This is a genomic window from uncultured Limnohabitans sp. (assembly GCF_937889215.1).
GTDB lineage: Bacteria > Pseudomonadota > Gammaproteobacteria > Burkholderiales > Burkholderiaceae_C > Limnohabitans_A.
The window spans coordinates 1-1,407 of the sequence record NZ_CALBEX010000399.1; the positions used below are offsets into that span (position 1 = coordinate 1).

1 protein-coding gene and 1 pseudogene are annotated in these 1,407 nt (G+C 58.3%); both read right to left on the bottom strand.

The window, feature by feature from the left end; translation table 11 throughout:
* Nucleotides 1–678: DMT family transporter (locus tag Q0341_RS10020; protein WP_299512749.1), on the bottom strand; the 678-nt coding region annotated here is incomplete at its 3' end.
* Between the two features lie 14 nt (nucleotides 679–692).
* A pseudogene (locus Q0341_RS10025) lies at nucleotides 693–1,407 on the bottom strand (translational GTPase TypA); the annotation flags it as partial.

Below are 1,407 nucleotides of genomic sequence, written 5' to 3' on the forward strand. Positions count from 1 at the left end.
GGGGATGGCCAATTGAAACAAGCCCAGCAGGGCCAGCAAGCCCACATCGTGCGCTGAGGCCTGAAAAGGCCATGACACGGGCGGCATGAGCAAACTTGAAATCACAGCGCCCAGCAGGACCGAGGGCACCAAATCGACAGGGCCTTTGCTTTGGCTCTTTTGCAAAAAAGTCCATTGCACGCCTGCAGCCAAAGGCACGCACAAGGCCACCGAGGTGCCAATGACGAAGTTGGGGTCGTTCAAGCTCAGTTGGCTGCCGTACATCCAGGCGATACCGGCACCGGCCAACACGATCGCCACCCAGGTGCGCAAGGGCAGTCGGGCTTTGAGAAAGACCCAAAACAGCAGGGCTGTGAAAAAAGGTGCCAAGGCCATGGTGATCAGCACGTTGGCCACCGTGGTCAAGGTCAGGCCCACCATGAAGGCGGTGAACATGATGCTCCAGCAGACCCCTGAGATCCAGAAGTAAGGGTTGCGCCAGGGCAGGCGTCGCCAAACATCTTTGCCCTGCCACAGGGGCAAGATGATCAGCAGGGACACCACCGTGAAAAGACTGCGCCAGAACGTGACCTCAAAGCCTTGGGCTTGGTCAAGGTGGCGCGTCACCACCCCGGCCATGGACCACAAGGCGGTGCAACCCACCATGGTCCAGACGGCCATGCCGTGCGTCAAACGCATGATGGCTCAGCCGATCACTTGTTGCGCTTGCGGTCGCTTTCCTTCAGGAAGCGCTTGCGCAGACGCACACTCTTGGGCGTGATTTCGACCAACTCGTCGTCCTCGATGAACTCGACACCGTATTCCAGGGTCAGGTCGATCGGGGGCGTGATCTTGATCGCGTCTTCCTTGCCAGACACACGGAAGTTGGTCAGCTGTTTGGTACGTGTGGCATTGACCACCAAGTCGTTGTCGCGACTGTGGATACCCACGATCATGCCTTCGTACACCGGATCGTTCGCCTTGACAAACATGCGGCCACGGTCGTCCAACTTGCCCAGGGCGTAGGTGAAGATTTCACCGTCGTCCATGGAGATCAGCACGCCGTTCTTGCGGCCTCCGATGTCACCTTTGTGCGGCTCGTAGCCGTCAAAGATGTTGGAGATCAGGCCAGATCCACGCGTCAAGTTCAGGAATTCGTTGGTGAAACCGATCAGGCCACGGGCCGGGATGCGGTATTCAAGACGGACACGACCGCGACCATCGGGTTCCATGTTGACCAGCTCACCTTTGCGCTCGCCCAGGGCTTGCATCACGCCGCCTTGGTGGGTTTCTTCGATGTCGGCGGTGACCAACTCGATAGGCTCATGGCGCTCGCCATTAACATCACGGAACAGCACGCGTGGCTTGGACACGGCCAATTCATAGCCTTCACGGCGCATGTTTTCCAACAAAATGGTCAAGTGCAAT